General features: G+C 69.6%; 19 protein-coding genes. 7 read left to right on the top strand and 12 right to left on the bottom strand.

The features are described from left to right. Positions 1-9: 9 nt before the first annotated feature. Positions 10-1,008, top strand: coding sequence for an acyl-ACP desaturase (locus ACWDOP_RS23620; protein ID WP_456346801.1), 999 nt, complete (start codon positions 10-12; stop codon positions 1,006-1,008). Between the two features lie 55 nt (positions 1,009-1,063). Here ACWDOP_RS23620 and ACWDOP_RS23615 read toward each other — a convergent pair whose 3' ends face one another. From ACWDOP_RS23615 to ACWDOP_RS23605, 3 genes are read right to left on the bottom strand one after another with little or no spacing between them, the layout of a single operon-like run. Beyond that, the gene (locus tag ACWDOP_RS23615) at positions 1,064-1,897 is read right to left on the bottom strand and encodes a DUF72 domain-containing protein (protein ID WP_456346800.1); all 834 of its coding nucleotides are present in this window, start codon (positions 1,895-1,897) and stop codon (positions 1,064-1,066) included. 10 nt (positions 1,898-1,907) lie between these two features. Next, positions 1,908-3,422 (bottom strand): glycerol kinase GlpK, encoded by a 1,515-nt coding sequence (glpK, locus tag ACWDOP_RS23610; RefSeq protein WP_454205422.1) that lies wholly within the window; start codon positions 3,420-3,422, stop codon positions 1,908-1,910. Between the two features lie 46 nt (positions 3,423-3,468). Then, complete coding sequence (locus tag ACWDOP_RS23605) at positions 3,469-4,233, bottom strand: IclR family transcriptional regulator (protein WP_454205423.1); 765 nt, start codon at positions 4,231-4,233, stop codon at positions 3,469-3,471. A 150-nt stretch (positions 4,234-4,383) separates the two neighbouring features. On the opposite strand from ACWDOP_RS23605, the gene glpK (ACWDOP_RS23600) reads away from it, so the two are divergent. Both glpK (ACWDOP_RS23600) and glpD read left to right on the top strand, forming a co-directional pair. Next, positions 4,384-5,913: a glycerol kinase GlpK gene (gene glpK / locus ACWDOP_RS23600; RefSeq protein WP_456346799.1), complete on the top strand. Its 1,530-nt coding sequence runs from the start codon at positions 4,384-4,386 to the stop codon at positions 5,911-5,913. 50 nt (positions 5,914-5,963) lie between these two features. Beyond that, positions 5,964-7,643, top strand: a complete 1,680-nt coding sequence (gene glpD / locus ACWDOP_RS23595; protein WP_456346798.1) for a glycerol-3-phosphate dehydrogenase — start codon at positions 5,964-5,966, stop codon at positions 7,641-7,643. 84 nt (positions 7,644-7,727) lie between these two features. Here the strand turns inward: glpD and ACWDOP_RS23590 are convergent, their stop codons facing one another. Both ACWDOP_RS23590 and ACWDOP_RS23585 read right to left on the bottom strand, forming a co-directional pair. Then, positions 7,728-8,366, bottom strand: coding sequence for a response regulator (locus tag ACWDOP_RS23590; RefSeq protein ID WP_456346797.1), 639 nt, complete (start codon positions 8,364-8,366; stop codon positions 7,728-7,730). Then, the gene (locus tag ACWDOP_RS23585) at positions 8,363-9,763 is read right to left on the bottom strand and encodes a sensor histidine kinase (protein ID WP_456346796.1); all 1,401 of its coding nucleotides are present in this window, start codon (positions 9,761-9,763) and stop codon (positions 8,363-8,365) included. Before ACWDOP_RS23585 ends, ACWDOP_RS23590 begins: the two co-directional genes overlap by 4 nt. A gap of 259 nt (positions 9,764-10,022) precedes the next feature. Here ACWDOP_RS23585 and ACWDOP_RS23580 point away from each other — a divergent pair, with 259 nt between their 5' ends. The 3 genes from ACWDOP_RS23580 (at position 10,023) to ACWDOP_RS23570 (ending at position 13,041) form a co-directional block, all read left to right on the top strand. Beyond that, positions 10,023-10,586 (top strand): GlcG/HbpS family heme-binding protein, encoded by a 564-nt coding sequence (locus ACWDOP_RS23580; RefSeq protein ID WP_456346795.1) that lies wholly within the window; start codon positions 10,023-10,025, stop codon positions 10,584-10,586. Between the two features lie 61 nt (positions 10,587-10,647). Continuing rightward, complete coding sequence (locus ACWDOP_RS23575; protein ID WP_456346794.1) at positions 10,648-11,514, top strand: MIP/aquaporin family protein; 867 nt, start codon at positions 10,648-10,650, stop codon at positions 11,512-11,514. 99 nt (positions 11,515-11,613) lie between these two features. Next, entirely contained in the window at positions 11,614-13,041 is a 1,428-nt protein-coding gene (locus tag ACWDOP_RS23570; RefSeq protein WP_456346793.1) for a WGR domain-containing protein, read from the top strand. Between the two features lie 28 nt (positions 13,042-13,069). Here the strand turns inward: ACWDOP_RS23570 and ACWDOP_RS23565 are convergent, their stop codons facing one another. From ACWDOP_RS23565 to ACWDOP_RS23555, 3 genes are all read right to left on the bottom strand, one after another. Beyond that, on the bottom strand, positions 13,070-13,573 hold the full coding sequence (locus tag ACWDOP_RS23565; protein WP_456346792.1) for a PaaI family thioesterase: 504 nt from the start codon (positions 13,571-13,573) through the stop codon (positions 13,070-13,072). A gap of 107 nt (positions 13,574-13,680) precedes the next feature. Beyond that, the gene (locus ACWDOP_RS23560; RefSeq protein ID WP_456346791.1) at positions 13,681-16,236 is read right to left on the bottom strand and encodes an ATP-dependent Clp protease ATP-binding subunit; all 2,556 of its coding nucleotides are present in this window, start codon (positions 16,234-16,236) and stop codon (positions 13,681-13,683) included. A 151-nt stretch (positions 16,237-16,387) separates the two neighbouring features. After that, a complete protein-coding gene (locus ACWDOP_RS23555; RefSeq protein ID WP_456346790.1) occupies positions 16,388-16,546 on the bottom strand; it encodes a hypothetical protein in 159 nt (52 codons plus the stop codon). A gap of 336 nt (positions 16,547-16,882) precedes the next feature. Between ACWDOP_RS23555 and ACWDOP_RS23550 the strand changes: the two genes are divergently transcribed. Beyond that, the gene (locus ACWDOP_RS23550; protein ID WP_456346789.1) at positions 16,883-20,491 is read left to right on the top strand and encodes a BTAD domain-containing putative transcriptional regulator; all 3,609 of its coding nucleotides are present in this window, start codon (positions 16,883-16,885) and stop codon (positions 20,489-20,491) included. Positions 20,492-20,584: 93 nt separating this feature from the next. Here ACWDOP_RS23550 and ACWDOP_RS23545 read toward each other — a convergent pair whose 3' ends face one another. The 4 genes from ACWDOP_RS23545 to ACWDOP_RS23530 form a co-directional block, all read right to left on the bottom strand. Continuing rightward, positions 20,585-20,929, bottom strand: coding sequence for a histone-like nucleoid-structuring protein Lsr2 (locus ACWDOP_RS23545; protein ID WP_454205436.1), 345 nt, complete (start codon positions 20,927-20,929; stop codon positions 20,585-20,587). A 134-nt stretch (positions 20,930-21,063) separates the two neighbouring features. Then, positions 21,064-21,537, bottom strand: a complete 474-nt coding sequence (locus ACWDOP_RS23540; protein WP_456346788.1) for an Rv3235 family protein — start codon at positions 21,535-21,537, stop codon at positions 21,064-21,066. Between the two features lie 245 nt (positions 21,538-21,782). Then, positions 21,783-22,427 carry a hypothetical protein gene (locus tag ACWDOP_RS23535; protein ID WP_456346787.1) on the bottom strand — a complete coding sequence of 215 codons (645 nt, stop codon included), beginning with the start codon at positions 22,425-22,427 and terminating at the stop codon, positions 21,783-21,785. 25 nt (positions 22,428-22,452) lie between these two features. Then, positions 22,453-23,946, bottom strand: coding sequence for a flavin-containing monooxygenase (locus ACWDOP_RS23530; protein WP_456346786.1), 1,494 nt, complete (start codon positions 23,944-23,946; stop codon positions 22,453-22,455). Between the last annotated feature and the right edge of the window lie 65 nt (positions 23,947-24,011).

The following is a 24,011-nucleotide window of genomic DNA, read 5'->3' as shown; positions in this document are numbered from 1 at the left end:
CACACGACCGTGGCCAGGAATCTGACGCAGCTCGAGTTGCTCATCGAGCTGGAGCCGATTGCCGAACAAAATGTGAACAGGCATCTATCCATGGCCAAGGACTGGCATCCGCACGACTATGTGCCGTGGGATCAGGGTCGCAACTTCTCAGCAATGGGAGGCAGCGATTGGGACCCTGAGCAGTCCGTTCTCAGCGAAGTCGCCAAGGCGGCGATGATCACCAATCTTCTCACCGAGGACAATTTGCCCAGCTACCACCGGGAGATCGCCGAGAACTTCTCCCAGGACGGACCCTGGGGTACGTGGGTGGGCCGCTGGACGGCCGAGGAGAACCGACACGGCATCGTGCTGCGCGACTACCTGGTGGTCACCCGCGGCGTGGATCCCGAGGCCCTGGAACAGGCGCGGATGACGCACATGACCGGTGGATACAATCCGACCGGTCTGGTTCAGAAACGGCTGGGCACCAACGCCATTCAGGTTGCTGCCGGATTCATGTACTCCGTCGCGTATGTCACTTTTCAAGAGTTGGCCACGCGCGTTTCTCACCGCAATACCGGCAAAGTCTGCAATGACCCCATAGCGGACAAGATGCTGCAGCGCATCGCCGCCGACGAGAACCTGCACATGATCTTCTACCGCAATATGTGCGGCGCCGCCCTCGACGTCTCGCCCGACCAGGCGATGCAGGCCATCGTGCACGTCATCACCGAGTTCCAGATGCCCGGTGCGGGCATGCCGAACTTCCGCCGCAACGGCGTGCTGATGGCCAAGCACGGCATCTACGACCTGCGCCAGCATCTGGAAGAGGTCATCCGTCCGGTGCTGAAGAAGTGGAACATCTGGGACCGCACCGATTTCGGTGCGCGCGGCGACGAACTGCGCAACGAGCTCGGGGAATTCATCGAGCGGCTCGAACGGGACGTCCTGCGGTTCGAGGAGCAGCGGGACCGTTCGCTCGCGCGCGAAGCACAACGGCGGGAACGGGATTCGCTGCTGATCGGGTGACGGTGGCGGACGGGTCCGACGGCGCCGGATCGGGAGGCGGGACGGCGCCGCCCGCTCAGAACAACGTCATGGGATCGGTGGGTACGGGGGTCGGCAACGGCTCCAGTTCGGGCACCCGCGCCCGGACCTCGTCGTGGAACCGGCGGGACAGGGCGCGGGACCCGGCGTTGTCCGGGGTGTGGATGAAGACCGTCGGCGAGCGGCCCTCCCGCAGCCAGGTCACCGTCTGCTCGACCCAGGGCTGCCAGCCCGCGATCGTCGCGGCCGTGTCGTCCCGGCCGTGGTAGCGCACGATCGGGAACTCGGTCAGGGCTCCGGTACGCACCGGCAGTCGCGGCTTCTTCGACTGCGCCTCGTGTTCGGCCGCGCTGCGCGCGGGACTCGCGAACAGCGTCGTGGTGTCGAACGGAATCCATTCCGCGCCCGCGTATTCCAGCACCGACTCCAGCTGCGCTATCGCCCGGTGGTTGTCGAAGAAGGCGGGATGGCGCACCTCGACCGCCACCCGGTAGTGCGGGGGCAGCCCGTCCAGCAGGGTGGCCAGCGCCCGCAGATCGGTGAACGAGCCCGGCAGCTGCACCCACAGCGCGTGCAGGCGACGGCCCAGCGGCTCCACCGCGTCCAGGAAGGCGTTCATGTCGTCGTCGATGCCGGCGAGGCGACGATCATGAGTGACGGTGCGCGGCAACTTCATCACGAACCGGAAGTCCGGATCCGTCTGGCGCGCCCAGGATTCCACGGTCCGGCGCTGCGGAGTGGCGTAGAACGTCGTATTCCCTTCCACCGCATTGCACCACGAGGAATAGGTGCGCAGCCGCTCCGCCGGGGGAAGAGGTTTTTCCTGCCATTCCGGATGAGTCCACATCGCGCACCCCACGTACAACCGCATAGCTTTCACGTTAGGTCAAGGGCTTCTCCAGGCGCAGCCAACCGAAGGTAAGCTGCACCGCCCGCTGCCAGTTCTCGTACTCGGCGGCCCGCAGGCGGGGATCCATGCGCGGCACCCACTGGGCCGCCACCCGCCAGTTGTGGCGCAGGCCCTGCAGATCCGGCCAGTACCCGACCGCCAGGCCCGCCGCGTAGGCCGCGCCCAGCGAGACGGTCTCGGCCACGATCGGCCGCATCACCGGTATGTCCAGGGCGTCGGCCACGATCTGCATCAGGAGGTTGTCCGAGGTCATACCGCCCGCCACCCGCAACGCCGCGGCGTGCAGCCCGGAGTCGGCGTTCATGGCCTCGACCACGTCGCGGGTCTGCCAGGCGGTGGCCTCGAGCACCGCGCGGGCGATATGACCCCGGTTGACGTACGAGGTGAGCCCGATGAGCAGGCCCCGGGCGTCACTGCGCCAGTGCGGCGCGTACAGCCCCGAGAACGCGGGCACCAGATAGCAGCCGCCGTTGTCCTCGACCGTGCCCGCGAGGGTTTCGATCTCGGGCGCGCTGGCGATCAGGCCGATGTTGTCGCGCAGCCACTGCACGAGGGAACCGGTGACGGCGATCGGGCCCTCCAGGGCGTACACCGGCTCCGGGCCCACCTGGTAGCCGATGGTGGTGAGCAGGCCGTGCTGGGATCGGATCAGCTCGCGCCCGGTGTTCATGAGCAGGAAACCGCCGGTGCCGTAGGTGCATTCGGTCTCGCCGGGCGCGAAACAGGTCTGCCCGAACAGCGCGGCGTGCTGATCGCCGAGCGCGGCCGCGATGCGCACGCCGGGGGCCACCCGCCGGGCCACGCCGAACTCGCCGGTGGAGGGTTCGATGCGGGGCAGCATCGCCCGCGGGATATCGAAGAAGCGGAGCAGTTCCGCGTCCCAGTCCAGGGTTTCGAGATTCATCAGCAGGGTGCGCCCGGCGTTGGTGACGTCGGTGACGTGCACGCCGTGATCCGCGCCCCCGGTGAGGTTCCAGACCAGCCAGGTCTCCATGGTGCCGAAGAGCACGTCGCCGCGTTCGGCGCGGTCGCGCAACCCGGGCACGTTGTCCAGCAGCCAGCGCAGTCGCGGGGCGGCGAAGTAGGTCGCCAGGGGCAGCCCGCACAGTTCCCGAATGCGTTCCGCGCCCGGCGTTTCCCGCAGATTCCGCACCAGCTCCTCGGTGCGCACGTCCTGCCAGACGATGGCCCGGCCGATGGGTGTCCCGGTGCGGCGATCCCAGACCACGGTGGTCTCACGCTGATTGGCGATGCCGATCGCCGCCACCTGATCCACCGCGATGCCCGAATCCCGCAGCGCGGCGGGCACCACCCGTTCGACGTTGCGCCAGATCTCGAGCGCGTCCTGTTCCACCCACCCGGGTTTGGGGTAGTGCTGGCGCTGCTCGCGCTGTGCCACCCCGGCCAGGCGCGCCCGCTGGTCGAACAGGATGCATCGGGTCGACGTGGTGCCCTGATCGATGGCGAGCACGTACCGCTGGGTCATGGGTGTTCACTCCTGTCGGGCGTGACGATCACCTCGGTCGCGAAAATCACTGTGCACCACCAAGATCGCGTGAAACGGCGTGCGCCGCATCTCGGACGAGGTCGACCAGCGCGGGCCGCGGGCGCAGCTGACCGTCGCAGAGCCGGTCGATCGCGCCGGTGATGCCGAGCGCGCCGACCACGAGACCGCCGCGGCCCCGGATCGGCGCGGCCAGACCCGCCTCCCCCGAACGGAACTCGCCGACATCGCCCGCCCAGCCGGTGCGCCGGATCTCGGTGAGCGCGCGGCCCAGTTCCGCGGGTGCGGTGATCGTGCGGTGGGTCAGCGCGGGCAGTCCGCCCTCGCGCACCGCCGCCGCGAGTTCGGCGTCGTAGGCCAGCAGCACCTTGCCCAGCGCGGTGGCGTACGGCGGCAGGACCTGACCCACCTCGAGCGCCTGCGCGGTGTTGTCCGGGCGGAAGACGTGGTGCACCACCGTGATCGCGCCGTGCACCGGCGCGGCGATCCGCACCGACTCCCCCGTCCGCGCGGCGAGCGTGTCCGCGCGATTGATCGCCCGCGAACGCAATTCGTTCACGTCGATGTACGGCGAGCCGAGTTCGGTGAGCCCGCCGCCGAGCCGATACTTACCGGTGGCCGGATCCTGATCGACGAATCCGACCCCCTGCAGGGTGCGCAGGATGCCGTGCGCGGTCGGCTTGGCCAGCCCGAGCGCCACCGCTATCTCGCCGACTCCCATCCGCCCGGATCCCCGCGCGAGCAGGCGCAACACGGCCGCCGCACGTTCGATCGACTGAATCGGACCCGGCATGCCCGTAACCTACCAGCAAACCGTTCAGCATTGTCGAACGGAGACTCTGTCAGTGCAGGCCACCCCTTCGTAGCGTGGACGTAGAGCTCGGCGGCGACCAGCTCACCAGGGCAAACGGACTCAACGACGAGTCTCCGGAAAGGGACCGCGATGACGCAGTACGTCGGAGCCATCGACCAGGGCACGACCTCCACGCGATTCATGGTGTTCGACCACGGCGGGAACGTGGTTGCCCGGCATCAACTCGAGCACGAGCAGATACTGCCGCAGGCCGGCTGGGTGGAACACAATCCCGCCGAGATCTGGGAACGCAGCCGCACCGTCATCAAGACCGCGCTCGCCGCGGCCGACCTGACCGCCGACGATCTGGCCGCGGTCGGGGTCACCAATCAGCGCGAGACCACCCTGGTCTGGGACCGCCGCACCGGCCGCCCGTACTACAACGCCATCGTCTGGCAGGACACCCGCACCGACCGCATCATCGCCGAGGTGAACCGGGCCGGGCACGGGGACACCATCCGGCAGCGCTCGGGTCTGCCACCGGCGCCGTACTTCTCGGGCGGCAAGCTGAAGTGGATCCTGGACAACGTCCAGGGCGTGCGCGCGGCCGCCGAACGCGGTGACGCCCTGTTCGGCACCCCGGACTCGTGGCTCATCTGGAACCTCACCGGCGGGGCGCGCGGCGGCGAACACGTCACCGACGTCACCAACGCCTCGCGCACCATGCTCATGAACCTCGAAACCCTCGACTGGGACGAGGAATTGCTGGAGATCTTCGGGGTGCCGCGCGCCATGCTGCCGCGCATCGCGCCGTCCGCCGACCCCGAGGGGTTCGGTCGCACCAACCCGGACGGGCCGTTCAAGGGCTCGGTCCTCATCGCCGGCGTGCTCGGCGATCAGCAGGCCGCCACCGTCGGGCAGGTGTGCTTCCGACCGGGTGAGGCCAAGAACACCTACGGCACCGGGAATTTCCTGATGCTCAATACCGGTACGGACATAGTGCACTCGCAGCACGGACTGCTCACCACCGTCGCCTACCAGTTCGGCGACGACAAGCCGGTCTACGCCCTCGAGGGTTCGATCGCGGTCACCGGGTCGGCCGTGCAGTGGCTCCGCGATCAGCTGGGCATCATTTCCGGTGCGTCGCACGTGGAATCGCTCGCCGAATCGGTCGAGAACACCGGCGGGGTGTACTTCGTGCCCGCGTTCTCCGGACTGTTCGCACCGTACTGGCGGCCCGACGCCCGCGGCGCCATCGTCGGCCTGTCGCGCTTCAGCAACAACGCCCATCTGGCAAGGGCCACACTGGAATCCATCTGCTACCAGACCCGCGACGTGGTCGAGGCCATGCAGCGCGACTCCGGTGTGCGGCTCGCCACCCTGCGGGTGGACGGCGGCGTCACCGCGAACGAGCTGGCCATGCAGATCCAGGCCGACTTCCTCGGCGTGCCGGTCTCGCGGCCGCGGGTCCCCGAAACCACCGCGCTCGGTGCGGCCTACGCGGCGGGCCTGGCGGTCGGGTTCTGGAACAACACCGACGAACTTGTCGCCAACTGGCACGAGGACCGGCGCTGGGAGCCCACCTGGTCCACCGAGCGCCGCGAACGCGGCTACGCCCGGTGGCTCAAAGCTGTTTCACGAACCCTGGACTGGGTCGATATAGACGACGACCAGGACTGAATCCCCCCGTACCTTCGATCACCGCTCAACCGATAACAAGGAGCAATTTCGTGTCCGCACAACTGGATCCCGCCTACCGCGCCCGGGCCATCGATGCGCTCGGCGACACCGAGATCGACGTCCTGGTCATCGGTGGCGGGGTAACCGGAGCCGGCGCCGCCTTGGACGCGGCCGCGCGCGGCCTGTCCGTCACCCTGGTCGAGGCCCGCGATTTCGCCGCGGGAACCTCGAGCCGGTCTTCCAAACTCATCCACGGCGGGTTGCGCTACCTCGAGCAGCTCGACTTCGCGCTGGTCCGTGAGGCTTTGAAGGAGCGCGGGCTGCTGCTGAGCAAGCTCGCGCCGCACCTGGTACGCCCGGTGTCCTTCCTGTTCCCGCTGCAGCACCGGGTCTGGGAACGCGCCTACATCGGCGCCGGGGTCGCGCTGTACGACACCCTCGGCGGCGCGCGCTCGGTGCCCATGCACAAGCACCTGACCCGCACCGGCGCACTGGAATTGGCGCCCGCGCTCAAGGACGACGCCATGACCGGCGCGATCCGCTACTACGACGCGCAGGTCGACGACGCCAGGCACACCATGACACTGGCCCGCACCGCCGCCGAGCACGGGGCGACCGTGCTGACCCGCACCCGGGTCACCGGACTGCTGCGCGACGGCGAGCGCATCGTCGGCGCTACCGTCACCGATCTGGAAACCGGTGCCGCGCACACCATCCGGGCCCGGACCGTCATCAGCGCCACCGGCGTGTGGACCGACGACATGATCCAGATGACCGGCGTGGAATTCCCGTTCCACGTGCGGATGTCCAAGGGCGTGCACATCATGGTGCCGCGCGAGCGGCTGAACATGGACACCGGCCTGATCATGCGCACCGAGAAGTCCGTGCTGTTCGTGATTCCGTGGGCGGAACACTGGATCATCGGCACCACCGATACCGAATGGTCGCTGGACAAGAACCATCCGACCGCCAGCGCGGCCGATGTGCAGTACATCCTGGATCACATCAATTCGCTGCTGCGCGAACCGCTCACGCGCGCGGACATCGTCGGTACGTACGCGGGGCTGCGCCCGCTGATGACCGGCGCGTCGAAGGAGACCTCGAAGCTCTCGCGCGAACACGCGGTGGCCGAGCCCGCGCCGGGCCTGTTCGTCATCGCGGGCGGCAAGTACACCACCTACCGGGTGATGGCCTCGGACGTGGTCGACGCGGCCGCCGCGCGACTGGGCGGCGACGTGCCGGCGTCCAGCACCGAGAACGTGCCCGTCCTGGGCGCAGTAGGCTACCGCGAGATGCTGGACGACGCGTCCGGCGTGGCCGCCCGCACCGGCCTGCCGGTCGAGACCGTGCACCACCTGCTCGGCCGCTACGGCTCGCTGAGCGAGGGCATCTTCGAGCTGATCGCCGCCGATCCCGTACTGGCGCAGCCGATTCCGGGTGCCGACGACTACATCGGGGCCGAGGCCGTCTACGCGGTCACCCACGAGGGCGCCCTGCACCTGGACGACATCCTCACCCGCCGGACCCGCATCTCCATCGAGGTGCCCGACCGCGGCCTGAAGGCGGCCCCGGAGATCGCCACCCTGATCGCCCCGCACCTGGACTGGGACGGCGAGCGCGCCAACACCGAGATCAACCGCTACTACGACCGCGTGCACGCCGAGCTCGCCGCCAACGAGGCGATCGACGACGAGGCGGCCAACGCGGCCCGCCTGGTCGCGACGGCCTGACCGAACGCCCGAAAAGGCCGTGCCGCACCGGAACATCGGTGCGGCACGGCCTTTTCGTGCCTACGGTGCCGACCACGGGGCGGGTCAGGGCAGTAGGCGCTGTTCGTTGGCCACGGCGACCGCCGCGGCGCGGGTGTCGACGCCGAGTTTGTCGTAGATGCGGCCCAGGTGGGTTTTCACCGTCGCCTCGCTGATGTGCAGGGCGCGGGCTATCTCGCGGTTCCCCGAGCCCCGGGCCAGCTGGGCCAGGATGTCGAGTTCGCGGGCCGTCAGGGTGGGTTTGGGGTGGCGCAGCTGGGACATGACGCGCTGGGCCACCGGTGGGGACAGCGCCGTACGGCCCTGTGCGGCAGCGTGTATCGCGGCGAACAGCTCGTCGGCGCTCTCGGCCTTGAGCAGGTAGCCGGTCGCGCCGGCCGAGATCGCGCGGGTGATGTCGGCGTCGGTGTCGTAGGTGGTCAGCACCAGCACACGCGGGGCCGGGGACGGGAGAGCCGTTATGCGACGGGTGGCTTCGGCGCCGTCCATGTCCCCGCCCAGTTGCAGATCCATGAGCACGACGTCGGGGCGCAGCCGTTCGGCCAGGGCCACCGCCTCGGGGCCGCTGCCCGCCTCGCCGAGCACCTCGATGCCGGGCGCGCTGCCCAGCAGCGCGAGCAGGCCCGCGCGCACTACCGCGTGGTCGTCGCAGATGATCAGGCGCACAGCGGATTCGGCGGTCACGACGCCTCCAGGGGTATGGCGGCCGAGAGCACCGTGCCCTCGCCCGGCGCGGATTCTATGGTGAGCGTGCCGCCGAACTGCCGCAGCCGGGCCCGCATCGCCGGAATCCCGTGCCCGCGTTCCCCGGTGGCGGCCACGGCGCCCGGATCGAAGCCGCGCCCGTCGTCGGCGACGTCGAGCACGATCTGGTCGCCGAGGTGGGTCAGGGTGAGCGTCACCGTCCGTGCCGCGCCGTGCTCGCGCGCATTGGCCAGCGCGCCCTGGGCGATGCGCAGCAGCGCGGCCGCGACGCGGGCGGGCGGCTCCACGGGGGCGCCGTCGCTCGCGAAGCTCGCGGCGATGCCGTCGTCGGCCGCGCGGTCGGCCAGGGTGCGCAAAGCCGCTGCCAGCGAACCGTTCTCGGCCAGTTCGGCCGGGGCGAGATCGTGGACGAAGCGCCGGGCCTCGGCGAGATTCCGCTCGGTCACCCCGGCGGCGGCGCGCACGTGCGCGCGCGCCCGCTCCGGCTCGGCGTCCCACACCCGGTCCGCGGCCTGCAGCAGCATGCCCTGGCTCGAAAGTCCCTGCGCCAGCGTGTCGTGTATTTCCATGGCGACGCGCTGCCGCTCGGCGAGCATGCCCGCGCGCCGCTCGCTGCCCGCCAGCTCCGCCCGGGTCCGCATCAGGTCGTCGATGAGCGCAGCCTGCCGCTCGGTCTGGCGGCGCATGAACACGAACGTCGCCGTCGCCACCGCGGCCACGGCCGGCGGCGCGAGCAGCACGTTCGGGTCCAGCCACCCGGCCAGGCGCACCTGGGTCACGACGATCAGCACGGTCAGCGCGACCACCGCCGCCACCGCGATCCGCAACGGCAGGATCCGCAGCGCCAGATACAGCAGCGGGACCGCGCACCACGCGAAACTCGGGCCGAGCAGGACGAGCACGGCCCACACCGCGATGACCAGCCCCAGCCACAGCGCCGCACGCCCGTCGACCGGGCCGACCGGCGAAAGCGGCTCCGCCGCAGCGGCATCGGCGGAGTCCGCTCCGTCGCCCGATGGTCGCGACCGATGGGATGCTGTGCGCACAGCCCCGCCACCGTGCGTCGCGTCCGCCGGGGAATCGACGACTTCCGCCGATGCCGGTTCGACGCCACGCCCGACGGAGTCCGGCCGAGGAGTCTCACCCGGCCCGGGCAGCGCGGACTTCGCCGGGTCATAGGTGGCGGTGCGATGCGAACCGAGGGCGTAGAGAACGGCCAGGGCCAGCGAGAGGGCGACCACCCACGGGGTTCGCGGGGTGTCCTGGTGGCGAATCAGGAAGCGGGCCAGTGACGCCGCCAGCAGGACGTAGAAGGCGATGTCCATGGTGAGGCCGAGCCACCGCGGATCCGGCGCGGGCGGCGTGCGGGTGTACATGATCGTCACCTCCTCCGCGTGGCCGGGCACGCGATTCGATGGGCCTCTGGTCGCGGCTCGATGGGCCGTGAGCTGGTCGAACAGTTCATTGTGCCGGGCGCGGGCCGGATCGGGATCAACCGATCGGCTGACCCGGGTGTCGGCCGGGCGGGGGCGCGGATATAGCCGCCGCGTCGATGGCGGAGCGGGCGCGAAGCCGAAGTATGGGTGGGGAACCGGCGGCACCGGCCGCGGCACCCGACAACGCGAGGGAAACACCATGAACAGCAAGAGCATCAGCCTCCGGACCCGGCTCCTGGTCGGCGGCGTCGCGGCCGTCGCCGCCACCGCGGGCGTGGTGGGCTTGGTCGCCTCGAACGCCGAGGGCACCGACCCCGCGACGAAGGCGCCGGTCGTCGCGGACGCCTCCGACGGCAATCTGCAGCAGAGCACGCACCTGACCATCGCGGCCGCCACGAAGGCGGCGCAGGCCGCGCTGGACGCGGCGCAGCGGGACAACCAGCGGGTCAGCGTGGCCGTGGTCGACCGCAACGGCAACACCCTGGTGCAGTTGCGCGGCGACGGCGCGGGCCCGCAGTCCTACGACGCCGCCCGGGAGAAGGCGTTCACCGCGGTGTCCTGGAACGCGCCGACCTCCGAGCTCGCCGGGCGGTTGTCGTCCGCGCCGCAGCTGGCCGACATCCCCGGCACGCTGTTCCTGGGCGGCGGCGCCCCGGTGGACGCGAAGGGCGCGCCGGTCGCGGGCATCGGCGTGGCGGGTGCGCCGAGCGGAGACCTGGACGAGAAGTTCGCGCGGGCCGGCGTCGCCGCACTCGGCGGCTGATCCGGCCGCACGCGTGTTCCCAGGGATTTGCGGAAATGAAAACCGTAGAGTCTGATCCGGTATGGCCGTTCCCGCGGACGACACCCCGACCGGAGGTTCCATCATGGACTTCAGCTCGATTTTCATCAGCGAGGCGCTGGGCACCGGCATCCTGATCCTGCTCGGAGCGGGCGTGGTCGCCAATGCGTTGCTGGCCAAATCAAAGGGGTACGAGGGCGGCTGGCTGCTCATCACCTTCGGCTGGGGTCTCGGGGTGTTCGCGGGCGTGTACGTGGCCTACAAGACCGGCGGGCATCTCAATCCCGCCGTCACCATCGGCAATCTCTTCGCCGGATCGGCCGACTACGCACCCGGCGTGCCGGTGACCTTCGGCAACACCGTCGCGTACCTGTCCGGGCAATTGGCCGGCGCGTTCGCCGGAGCGTGCGCCGCCTTCGCCGCCTACAAACAGCATTTCGACGCCGAACCCGACGACGCCAAGAAGCTGGCGGTCTTCGCCACCGGACCGGCCATCCGCTCCTACCGGTGGAATTTCCTGACCGAGGTCATCGCCACCTTCGCGCTGGTCTTCGTCATCCTGGCCTTCGGGCACACGCCGAGCGGGCTCGGACCGCTGGCCGCGGCCCTGCTGGTGGTGGGCATCGGCGCGTCGCTGGGCGGGCCGACCGGGTACGCCATCAACCCCGCCCGCGACCTCGGCCCCCGCATCGCCTACGCGCTGCTGCCGACCGGCCGCGCGGTGCGGCACGCACCGCAGCGGGTCCCGGCCGACGCGGGTCGCGGCGTCGCCGAGCGCATGCCGGAACAGCTGCCCGCGCAGGCCGATTCGCACCACAAGAACCCCGACTGGGCCTACTCCTGGGTCCCGGTGCTCGGCCCGCTGCTCGGCGGCGCGCTCGCCGGACTCGTCGCGCAGCTGTACCTCTGAGCAGGGCTTTCCGGCTCGTTCCCCGAATGTCGGTGAGACTTGCTAGTTTTCGCCTCGTACCACATCGACGAGCAGCGAAAAGCACGGAGCGAGACGCGGATGAGCACTACGGCCACCACCCATTACCTGGAACTGTCGGAAGACAGCGGTTCGGCACACAAGTTCTACGAGGTGGTGGTGGCCGATACCCAGGTCACCATTCGATACGGGCGCATCGGTGAGAGCGGCACCGCCAAGGTGAGTTCGTTCGCCACCGCGGAGAAGGCGAACGCCGCGGCCGCCAAGAAGATCGGTGAGAAGGTCCGCAAGGGCTACGCCCCCGCCGTGATGGGCGCGCGCGGCAAGCGCCCGGTCACCCGCCGGGCCATCGTCTCCCAGCGCTCCACCGCCAAATCGGCCCCCGTGCTGTGGTCCTTCGATTCCGGGGCGGCCGCCTTCGGCATCTTCGTGGACGAGCACCGCTGCTGGGTGGGCAACGAGAACGGCGATGTGTTCACCCTGACCCCCGGCGGCGAGGTGACCGGCCGCTTCCAGCTCCCGAACGCCGTGAAATGCATTGTCGCCGACGACTTCTGGATCTACGCGGGCTGCGACGACGGCCGCGTCTACGATCTGTCCGGCAAGGTGCCGCGCGCGGCCTACGACATCGCCGCCGACGTCGACATCTACTGGCTCGACATCCACGACGGCACCCTGGGCGTCTCCGATCGCCAGGGCGGGCTCACCGTCATCGACCACGAGGAAGAATCGCTCTGGACCCGCAAGAGCACCGGCAACTCCGGCTGGATGGTGCGCATCGACGATGCCGGTGTGTACCACGGCCATTCGAACGGCGTCACGAAGTACGACCTGGCCACCGGTAAGAACGAATGGGACGTCAAGACCGGCGGCTCGGTGCTGTTCGGCTGGCAGGAAACCGACGCGGTCTACGCGGGCACCAGCCACAACCAGGTGCGCATGGTGGCCAAGAACGGGCAGTCCGAGCGCACCTACCAGTGCGACAGGGCCGTGTTCTCCTGTGCCACTTCCCCGGACGGGCGCTACGTCTTCGCCGGCGACAACTACTCCTCGGTCTACTGCTTCGACGCGAGCGGGCAGCGACTGTGGAAGCTGGGCACCGGCTGCGGCTCGGCGTACTCCATGCAGTACCACGACGAGAAGCTGTACCTGGTGACCACCAACGGCTCGCTGGCGTGCCTGGACGTGAGCGAGACCGCCATTCGCGACGCCGAGCAGGGCGTGCTGCCCGAGACGGTGTCGGTGAAGGCCCCGGAGTTCTCGGCCGTGACCCCCAGCGCCACCGTGGAAGTCATCGCCGAGGCCGGTGACGGCGTCGTGGTGGAGTGCGTGAACACCGGCGGCGGATTGCGCGTGCACGTGGTCTCCGCCGGCTACGAGCGGGGCTGGAACGTGCAGTTCCCCCGCGATATTCGCGAGGCGGGCGCGCGCTACGTCGTCGACTCGATCAGCGAATCGGCGCGCGGCGGCTTCTACCGCGTGCGCGGTGACATCCGGCGCCTGGGCTGAATCACCGCCCCGCCGGGCACGTCCGGCGCTACCGCTGGGAGCTGAACAGCTCCCCCGGATTCGCGCCGAGATTCACGAAGTGCTCCTGCTCGACCTTCACGAAAATGGCCCGGCCGGTGGCGATCACGAGGTCGCCATCGGTCAGCTCGGATTCGATGAAGAGCTTGCGCCGCTGGGCCGCGGTCAACCAGGAAGTAACGACGAATTCCCTGCCCAGCCGCGCGGGTGCGCGAAAATCGACATCCAGCTTCGCGGTGACCGCCGGCTGCCGCAGCGGCAGCAGCAGCGCCCCCGACGCCTCGTCCAGCGCCGCGGCGATCATGCCGCCGTGCGCCACACCGGGCGCGCCCTGATGCCGTTCGTCGAGGGTGAAGGCCGCACGCACGGTGTTTCCGCACCGCTCGAACACCATGCGCGGCGAGGACGGGTTCGACGGCCCGCAGCCGAAACACCCCGCGTGGTGCGGGGGGAACGGCCCCTCGGCGAAGAGGTCCCCCAACGGCAACGCTGCCGATTCGCGATCGAGCTCCATTCCTGCAAGTTAACTCAGATTCGTTCGCAAAGCGAGAGACGTCCCGGACGGCGAACGGCGCCGCGCCGACGGAATCGACGCGGCGCCGGGCCGCGACGCGAGCCGGGCTAGTCCTCGCCGCCTCCACCGCGGCCGTTCCGCGCGGCCCCGGCCTTTCCGTCCCCGGCTTTGCCCGCCCCGGCCGCATCGTCGGTCGCGATCGAACTCTGACTGGTCCGGTTCCCGTCCCGATGCACCGCCTCGACCACGAGTCCGGCGTCGTCGGCGTCCACGCGCACGGTGTCGCCGGGGACCAGCTCGCCGTCCAGGATCTTCTTCGACAGGTTGTTGTCCAACTGCCGCTGGACCGTTCGGCGCAGCGGCCGCGCGCCGAACTCGGGCTGATAGCCGGTGTCGGCGAGCCAGTCCATGGCCTTGTCGGTGACATCGAGTTCGATGTCCTGGGCCCGCAGGCGCCGGCGGGTGCCGTCCAGCACGAGGTTCACGATGTTCCGGAGCTGGGCGCGGTCCAGGCGGTGGAAGACGATCTGCTCGTCGAGCCGGTTGAGGAACTCGGGCCGGAAATGCCCCCGCAGTCGCTCCTCCAGCTGCGGGGTGATCGCCTCCAGGTCACCGTCTTTCGCGGACAGGATGATGTCCGAGCCGATGTTGCTGGTCAGGATGACGATCGTGTTCTTGAAATCGACGGTGCGGCCCTTGGAGTCGGTGACCCGGCCGTCGTCGAGCAACTGCAGCAGCACGTTGAACACGTCCGGGTGCGCCTTCTCGACCTCGTCGAACAGGATCACCGAATACGGCTGGCGCCGAACCTTGTCGGTGAGTTGCGCGGCATCGTCGTAGCCGACGTAGCCGGGCGGCGCGCCGACCAGCCGGGATACCGTGTGCTTCTCCTGGAACTCGCTCATGTCGAAGCGGATGAGCCGATCCTCGTCCCCGAAGACGGCCTCCGCCAGCGCTTTCGCCAGTTCGGTCTTGCCGACGCCGGTCGGGCCCAGGAACAGGAACGAGCCGATGGGCCGCTGCGGATCCTTCAGCCCGGCCCGCGCCCGGCGCACCGCCTCGGCGACCGCGACGATGGCCTCGTCCTGGCCGATGACCCGTTTGTGCAGCACCTCTTCGAGTTTCAGCAGTTTCTGCCGTTCCTCGGCGGTGAGATCGGCGACCGGGATGCCGGTGCGGCGCGAAATCACCTCGGCGATATCGGTGATCGTCACCGCCGGCGGCTCGGCGGTATCGGCGGGGGTCTCCGCGTGCTCGGCCGCGGCGATATCGGCCTTGAGCCGGTTGGCCTTCTCGTAGTCCTCGGCGTTGACCGCGGCGTCCTTCTCCCGCCGCAGCCGCTCGAGTTCCTCCTGCTGCTCCCGGGCTTCGGGGGCACGGGTTTTCGTGCGCAGGCGCACCCGCGCGCCCGCCTGATCGATGAGGTCGATGGCCTTGTCCGGCATGAAGCGATCGGTGAGATAGCGGTCGGAGAGTTCGGCCGCCGCGATCAGCGCCTCGTCGTCGTAGCGCACCTGGTGGTGCTCCTCGTACACGTCGACCAGACCGCGCAGGATCTCGATGGTGTCCGCCACCGAGGGCTCGGACACCATGACCGGCTGGAAGCGGCGTTCCAGCGCGGCGTCCTTCTCGATGTACCGGCGATACTCGTCGATGGTGGTCGCGCCGATGGCGTGCAATTCGCCGCGGGCGAGCGCGGGTTTGAGCAGATTGCCCGCGTCCATCGACCCCTCGCCGCCGCTGCCCGCGCCGACGATGGTGTGCAGCTCGTCGATGAAGACCACCAGCTCGTCCGAGTGCGCGCGCACCTCGTCCAGGACCTTGGTGAGCCGCTCCTCGAACTCGCCGCGATACTTGCTGCCCGCCACCAGCGACGCGACGTCCAGCGCCACGACCCGCCGCCCGGCCAGGGTGTCGGGCACGTCGCCGTTGACGATGCGCTGGGCCAGGCCCTCCACGATGGCGGTCTTGCCCACGCCCGGATCGCCGATGAGCACCGGGTTGTTCTTGCGCCGCCGCGAGAGGATCTCCACGGTCTGCTCGATCTCCTCGGCGCGGCCCACCACCGGGTCCACCTTGCCCGCGCGCGCCTCGGCCGTCAGATCGCGGCCGTACTCGTCCAGGGTCGGGGTGTCGCTGGGTTCGCGGGGCGCGCCCGCGGCGGGCAGCTTGGCGCCGGACAGGGCCTGGGCGGCCGGGCTCTCGGGACTGGCGGCGATACCGAGCAGGATGTGCTCGGGCCCGATGTAGCTGCTGCCGGCCTCGGCGGCGCTGCGCTGGGCGTTGCGCAGGGCGGCCTTGGCCGCCGGGCTCAGCGCCAGGGCGTGCCCGGCGCCGTGCGCGCCGACCCCGCTGCCCGCGGCCGCCCGCATCTGGGCGCGCAATTGCCCGGGGTCGCGGCCGATCTCGGTGATGATGCTCGTGCCGGGCTCGATGTCGGCGGCGGCGTAGAGCAGGTGTTCGGGGGTGATCTCCGCGCTGCCCCACTCGTGCGCGGCTGCCCTGGCACCGTCGACCACGGCCTTCGCGCTTTCACTCAGCAAACGGGTCAGATCGATACGCTGCACCGGCGGCTGCGACGTCATGCCGTTGCCGAAGAAGCGCTCGAATATGTCGTCGAAAGAGTCGAATGATCCCCGGGAACCGGGCCAGCTCTGGGTCATCGTCACCTCGTGGCGTCGGGCCGCCGCACCGAATCAGTGAGCCGATCCGCGCAACAGCAAACGATTGGCGAACTCGACTCCACCCTAGTGACCCCCTGCGGCACGGCAAGGGCCGTGACGAGTTTGTGCCCGATGACACCGCCCGCCCGGGTCAGCGCATTTCGGCGACCACCGGAGCGAATGGCGCGTAATCGCGGACGCAGCCCTCGGTCCAATCCCACGCGGAGTCGGGATCGACCGCGACACCCTGCTGCAACAGCAGATGCCAGCCGTCCCCGGACTTCTCCCAAATATCGCCGTCACGGTCCACATACGCCCCCGAAGCCGCCGGCTCGATTCCACCGATACCGAATCCGCCTGCGGGGAAATCACATTGCTGTATCACGCCACAACACCTTCCTCGATTGGTTCCACCCGAAAGTATCCGCCGCCCGTCTTCCGGTGCACTTCCGGCGGGGTTTCCGTCATATGAATTCATACGCATTCGAATTGCATCCGGCTAGCACAGGAATCAAGGGCCACCACTCTCCGGCCGTAACTATTGGACAACTTTTCCGCAAACTTTTGGCATCTTCGACTTTTTGCGGGATAGTGCTCTTCTTGCGGCGAACGTCCAGTTGGCTGGGGATGAGGAAGGGCGTTCGGAATGGCAGGGCCGGAGATCAGAGTGCTCGGCCCGCTGCACCTGTCGCTCGACGGTCACGACGCACCGCTGGGAACGCCGATGCAGCGGGCGGTCCTCGGCCGCCTCGTCGTCGCCCGCGGCCAGGCCGTCACCACCGACAGACTGATCGATGACCTGTGGTCGGGACAACCACCGCCCCGGGCCGCCGCGGTGCTGCAGGTGCACATCCACACCCTGCGGCGACTACTGGAACCGCAGCGGGCCCGGCGCGCGCCCGCCCGCTACATAGTGTCCGAATCGTCCGGATATTCCCTGCGGATAGCCGAAAACGCCGTGGATGCCTGGCATTTCGAACAGCAGTTGCGCGCATATCAGGAACTCATCAGCAATCCCGCCGCCCGGCCGGACGCCGCCCGCCGGATCGGCATGCTGGACACGGTTCTCGGCCACTGGCACGGGCCCGCACTGGAGGCTTTCGCCGATACCGAATGGGCCGCCGCCGAAACCGATCGGCTCACCGATCTGCATCTCACCGCGATCGAGATGAACGCCCAGACCAAACTCGAACTCGAACGTTTCGGCGAAGTCGTTCTCGAACTCCGCGCACTCTTCGACGAACATCCCGGCCGCGAGGAACTCGTCCGGTTGCTGGCCACCGCGCAATACCGCACCGGACAGCAATTGGAGGCGCTCACCACGATTCGCCGCTCCCGTGAATTCCTCGGCCGCGAATTCGGCGTGGATCCCGCCCCCGCGCTGCGGCAGCTGGAGGGCGCCATCCTCACCCACGCCACCGAACTGCGGCCGGACCCGGATCCGCGCCGATCGCCCGGGACGGAGCGGGCGGCCGCCGGAGCCGGCCCAGCGGCGAGTCCGGGGACCCGCATCGACAGTGGCACAGGACAATCGGTGAGCGGCATCGAGATCCCCGGCGCGCCGACCGGCACCGGGTACACCGCCGAACTCGGGGAGTTGCTCACCCTCGCCGAGGCCGTCCGCGCGGGCGGGCTGCGCCTGGCCTGGATCGACGGCGAGGCGGGCATCGGCAAATCCACCCTGGCCGAGGCCGCGCTGGGCGCGCTGGCCACGACCGGCTGGCAGGTGGCGACCGGCGGCTGTCCCGAGATCGACGGCGCGCCGCCCGCCTGGGCCTGGTCCGAGATTCTGGACGCCACAGCGGGTTTCGACGGCGCGGCGCCCCCCGGAACGGCGCCCGAGCCCGCGCCCGCGGACGCCTTCGGCATGTCCCGGACGCTGGCCGAGCGCTGCCGCCGCGCGGGTGCGGCGGCGGGCCCGGTGGCGCTGCTGCTGGAGGACGTGCATCGCGCCGACACCGCCACCCTGCAGGTGCTGCGCCAGCTCGCGAGCTGGCTGCGCGACGAACCGGTGCTGATCCTGCTGACCACCCGCAGATCCGAAGCCGTTCCGGGGGTGCACACCACCGCCGCCGCGCTGGCCCCGCAGACCGCGCTGCGGCTCCGGCTCACCGGCTTGGACCCCGAGGGCACCCGGCAGGTGGCGCGGGCGGCGGGCCTGCGGCCGGTGGACGAGGACCTGTCGCATCGCCTGCACCGGCGCACCGGCGGGAATCCGCTCTTCGTCCGCGAACTGGCGAAACTGCTGGCCGCGCACGGTGATCTGGAACAGGTGCCGGAATCGATCCGCGAGCTCATCGACGATCGCGTCGCGCGCCTGCCCGCGGGCGTCACCGAGGTGCTGCGGCACGTCGCGGTCTGGGGCACCGGAATCGAGCTGAGCGCACTCGCCGCTGTCTCCGGCACCACGCAGGACGAGCTGATCGATCTGGTGACCGCCGCCGAGGCGGCCGGACTGGTCGGCACCCGGGGCTCGGGGCGCATCGACTTCGAGCACACCCTGATTCGCGACGCGGTGTACCTGGGCATCCCGGTGCTGCGCCGCGGCCGCATGCACTGGGCCGCGCTCGAACTCCTGGAGACCCCGCGCCAGTACGCCCGGACGGTCCCCGATCCCGAGGTGCTCGCCCGGCACGCCTTCCTCGGCGCGACCCCCGAAACCGCCTGGCACGCCATCGAATACGTCCGGGCGGCGGCTCGGCACCGCATGAAGCACCGCATGCGCAGCGAGACGGTCCGGCTCCTGCGCTCGGCCGTGCAACTGCACGAACTCGCCGGGCACACCTCCGAACACGCCGCGCGCGGTGATCGCACGGCCCTGCTCGAGCTGCGCTGCACGCTGGTCACCGCCCTGGCCTACGACAACCGGCACGGCGAGGCCCGCGCCGAACGCCTGCGCGCGCTGACGATGGCCGACGGACTCGGCGACGACGATCTGCGGTACGCCGCGCTGACCAGCTGGCGGGTGCCGGTCATCTGGGCCATCCGGGAATGGCGTGACCCGGATCACCAGGTCCGCCAGGCCCTTTCGCGGGCCCTCGCCGCGCTGGACGCCGTCGGGCCGCGGTCCGCGCCGCCGCCCGCCCGCACCGGCACGACCGGTCGCGGTTCCGACGCCCTCGGCACGGAACTCGGTGCGGCTCAGGATAACTCGGCCGCGGTGCGGTCCGCCGGGTCGATCGCGACCGCGGCTCCCGAGCACCGCGACAGCGACCCGCGGGCGAGCACCGAACCGAGCCCGACAGCGGCGAACCCGGCGGCGAACCCCGCCGGGTCGATCGCGAAAACCGAAGTCGCGGTGCGGCTGCGCATCGCGGCGTCGTTCGAGGCGGGGCTCGAGGAGTACGACGCGGGCCAGGCCCTGGCGCGGGAGGCGCTGGCGATGGCGCGCGAGATCGGGGACGCGGAACTGGTGTGCGCGGCGATCAACGCGCTGACCTACCTCGAGTTCGACTACGACGCCGAGTTCGTCGAGTTGACCGCCGAGATGGAGCGGGTCGCCGAGGCCGCGGGCCTGGCAGAGTACCGCGCGCTCGCGCACTACCAGGGTTACCGGGTCGCGGTGGCGCGCACCGATCTTCGGGAAGCCGGGCGCCGAGCCGCGCGCACCCTCGAATGCGCGGACGAGGGCCAGTTGCAGCCGCTGCTGGACATGGTCGGCTGTTTCGCCGCCACCATGGAGCTGCTGCGCGGGGAAGTCGCCCAGGCCGAGCGACTGTACGAGCAATTCGGCAGGCGGCTACGGCGTTCCGGCAGCACCAACGCCACCGAGTCGGAGTTGTTCTGCGCCACGGCGATCGGCTGGGCGCGCGGGAATCTCTCGGGGCTGGTGGACCGGATCGGCGCGAGCTATGCCGAACTGCCGAGCGTGATGGCGCAGCCGTACGCGCTGGCGCTGGCGCACGCGGATCGGCTGGACGCGGCGCGGGCGGTTTTCGACGACACCGACCCGCGGCGCGACGGACCCTATCCGGTGCTGATGTCGGCGCTGCGGGCCCATACCGCGATCGCGCTGGGCAATACCGACGCGATTGCGGCGCTCTACGAATTCCTATTGCCGCATACCGGCACGGTCATCGGAGTCGAAACCGGTATGGCTTCCTTCGGGCCGATGGACGCGGTACTGGCCGCGCTCGCCGACGCGGCCGGTGACTCGGGCGCGGGTGACGTCCATCGCGAACGCGCGAGCGGACTGCTCGAGCGAATCCGCGCCGAACTGCCGCGCGCCGGAGATTCGCCGCTGCACGCCGCGTAAATAAGCGCTGGTGGAACCTCTTTATAAGGCCGGAGCCGGTACCCATCGGGCACCGGCTCCGGCCGAATTTCACTACGGGATTTTCCCGTTATTTTACTTCGAGCGCTGGTACGCCTCGACGATCTCCGCGGGGATGCGTCCCCGGGAGGACACCTGATGTCCCTGGGCCCGTGCCCACTCGCGGATCGCGGTGCTCTCCTCGCGATCCACCGCCGGACGGGCACGCCCACCCGCCACGGCGACCTTGCGCTGCTTGGAGCGCCCCACCTTGCGGGCCTTCTCGGTCCACGCTTCCAGCGACTCCCGCAACTTGCCGGCGTTCTTGATCGACAGGTCGATCTCGTAATCCATCCCGTCGATCGAGAAAAAGACGGTTTCGTCGGCCTTCGATTCGCCGTCGTAGTCGTCAACCAGAGTTACGGTGACTTTCTTCGCCATGGACTGCCCTTCCACGTAGAGGTGCCGCTATTCGCCGAAATGCTAATGCCATGACTGGAAGGTTTCAAACCAGGCACGTTTGGAAATACCCGAGATCAGACTATTCTGCTATTACCGCGCAGACCAGACGGTCTTCAGCACACCCGGAATGCGGTCAACCGCCACCCCGATCGACCGCGAACAATGCGCGCGGCAAGGGCGAAATGTCGGATTCCTCGATCGTATGCGGCACACACTTCCCCCCGCCGCGACTCGGTCATGATCACATCCACCCTGGTGAGGGTCGCGCCGCCGAGTTCACGCCCGGGCGCCGATCCCGTACTCACCAGCGTGCTCAACGCGGCGATCACCGGCCCCTCGGCCAGCGGCCGCATCTGCGCCGGCGGCCGACGACCGTCCAGCACCTCCAGCGCCACGCGCAGCGCCGCACGGGCGAATTGCCTTGCCCCGGCGAGCGCTTCGCCGGAAGTGACCGATTTCGCAGGCTGCGAAGCCGTTATTACCCGTTGTAGCGCAACGGTTCCGGCGCGCCCGGCGACCGTTTTTCGGATGACGCCATTGCGACACGAGACCGGGCGCGTGTGCGACACCGAATGGTCGCGAACCATTGTTTGCCAATGTGTTGCGCACGCGGGTAAATCGCCCGTCCAGTTTTCGGCCGGACAACCGCGGAGCCGCAACGGCGGCTCCAACCCCGGTGCGCGCGACAGGAATCCACCGTCCGAACCCATGGCCACCCCCCGATCGTCGCCCGGCCGCCGCGCTCTCCGGATCATCCTCGGCCACGGTCCGCCGGCCCGCATCCGGGCACGCGCACCTCGCACTCCCCCGATCGGCCTGTCCGCCGGGCGAACTACCGCAGCAGCGCCAGTCTGCCCGCGAAGTCGGTGGGCAGGTACAGCAGCGGACTCGTCGTCCAGAGCTGTCCGGATTGCGGATCGTATCGATTCGGCATGGCGACGCCGGCCGGCGCGAAGGCGTCGAAACCGTGTGCGGCCGTGGTGCGGGTGGCGCGCCACAGGTGGTCCGCGAAGGCGACCACCGCCGCCCGCTCACCGGCCACCGCACCGCCCCTCAGCTCGGCGATCTTCGCCGCCACCCCATCGGTCGAGAGATAGACGAGGGTGCCGTCGGCCGCCCGATCCGGGTCGATGGCGACGACGTCGGTCAGGCCGTAGGCCGTGCGCAGCACCTCGGCGATCTCGGTCTGCGCGTAGATCGGAACACTGCGTCCGCCCCGCGCGGCGACCACCGCGGCCGCGAGCTCGGTGTTGACCGGTCCCGGTTCACCCACGGTCCGCGCCGGATCTGCCCCGGCGGGTATCCGATTGCCGAAGCTGTACGCCACGATGATCGACGCGGACTCGGCCGGGGCCGCGGGCACCGTCCACGGATCGGCCGCGGCGGCGGGCGGGGCGGCGTGGACCGAACCCGCCGCGGCCATCGTGCCCAGCATCGCGGCCGCCACCAGGGCCGTTAATTTCCAGGTGGAACTCATACGCCCGATGCTAGCCAGGGGCGTCTCAGACCCGCTGCAGGGCCTTGCCGGCGGTCACCGGCCGCAGCGTCTTGCGCAGATCGGTGCGCATGGTGGTGGCCGCGTCGATCAGGTAGTTCTGGCGCACCTGCCACGGATGCCGATCGCCCTGGCGCGGGAACTGCCCGATGGAGCGCTGGATGTACCCCGAGGCCAGATCGAGCAGCGGCCGTTCGCGCAACGTCCGGTCCGGCTGCGGTACGACCGCGCGGTAGCCCTGCCGATCCATGAAGTCCAGCACGCGGCACACCAGCCGCGAGGACAGATCGGCGCGCAGCGTCCAGGACGCGTTGGTGTAGCCGATGCAGACCGCGAAATTGGGTACACCGGTGAGCATCGTGCCCTGCCAGACGAATTCGTCGGACAGCTGGACCGGAGCGCCGTCCACGTGCAGTTCGATCCCGCCGAAGGCGAGCAGCTGCAGACCGGTGGCGGTGACCACGACGTCGGCCTCGAGCACCCTGCCCGACTTCAGCCGAATGCCTTCGGGCACAAAGCTTTCGATGTGATCGGTGATCACTTCGGCGCGGCCCTTGCGCATGGCCTTGAAAAAGTCGGCGTCCGGCACCGCGCACAACCGCTGATCCCACGGGTCGTACTCGGGGGTGAAGTGCTCGGCGACCAGGTCCCGGTCCTTCAGGATGCGGGTGGTGAGTCCGGTCAGCAGCTTGCGCGCGGCCTCGGGACGCCGGCGGCAGTACTGGTAGAAGCCGATATTGAACAGGATGTTCTTGGTGCGGATGACCCGGTGCGCCAGCTTCGGCGGCAGTTTCTCCCGGATGCTGTCCGCGACCTTGTCCCGGCCCGGAACCGCGGAGATCCAGGTGGGGCTGCGCTGGAGCATCGTGACGTGCTCGGCCTGTTCGGCCATGGCGGGCACCAGCGTGACCGCGGTCGCGCCGCTGCCGATGACCACGACCTTCTTCCCCGTGTAATCCAGGTCCTGCGGCCAGAACTGGGGGTGCACCACGGTGCCCGCGAACTCGGCCAGGCCCGGGAAGTCGGGCGAGTGGCCGCGGTCGTAGTCGTAGTAGCCCGCGCAGGAGTAGAGGAATCCGCAGGTGAGGGTGCGCTGTTCGACGCCGGCGCCGGTGCGCTCCTGAAGGGTCAGTTCCCAGTGCGCGGCGGTGCTGTCCCAGTGCGCGCCGACGACCTTGGTGCCGAAGCGGATATGGCGGTCGATGCCGTTCTCGGCCGCGGTCTCGGCGATATAGCTCAGGATGGACGGCCCGTCCGCGATGGACTTGGCCTCGACCCAGGGCTTGAACGGGTAGCCCAGGGTGAACATGTCCGAGTCCGAGCGCACGCCCGGGTAGCGGAACAGATCCCAGGTGCCGCCCAGGTTGGTGCGGCTCTCCAGGATGGCGTAGCTGCGCCCGGGATGTTCGGTCTGCAGTCGATAGGCCGCGCCGATGCCGGACAGCCCGGCTCCGACTATCACGACATCGAGGTGTTCGGCGGGGGCAGTCGCGGCGTTCATGCCTTCCAGTCTGTGACGGCCGGTCGGCCCATTCTTGACTCTGCACGACAAGTATTTGATTCTGG

The organism is Nocardia sp. NPDC003693 (assembly GCF_053981095.1).
This window is presented reverse-complemented; position numbering and strand designations above follow the sequence as displayed.